This window comes from Simplicispira piscis (genome assembly GCF_054783455.1).
This window is the reverse complement of the sequence record NZ_BAAGQN010000006.1, coordinates 17,681-17,981: the sequence shown is the minus strand read 5'-3', so window position 1 is coordinate 17,981 and position 301 is coordinate 17,681. Positions and strand designations below refer to the sequence as shown.

Here is a 301-nt window from a genome sequence, read left to right as displayed (position 1 = left end):
ACCACGATGCTGTTGCGCACTTCGCGCACATGCTTGGTGTTACGTGCAATGTTTTCTGCCTGATTTTTTTCGGCCTGCGACTTGGCAAAACCCGAAAGCTGTACGGTACCTTTGAGTGTTTCCACGCTGATTGAGGTGGCGGAGACGGTCTTGTCCTCGGCCATCCGGGCCTTCACGGCAGTGGTGATGCCGGCGTCATCCACATAGGAACCTACGGTCTGCTGGTCGCGGGCCACCGAGCAACCGGCGGAAATAATGGTGGCGCCAGCAAGGGCGGCAAAGGCAAGGGCTCGTGCGAATT

1 protein-coding gene is annotated in these 301 nt (G+C 58.1%); it reads right to left on the bottom strand.

Translation table 11 applies throughout. The annotated features are described in order from the left end of the window. On the bottom strand, positions 1-236 hold a 236-nt coding region (locus ACYVOC_RS02270; protein ID WP_461160747.1), incomplete at its 3' end, for a BON domain-containing protein. Between the last annotated feature and the right edge of the window lie 65 nt (positions 237-301).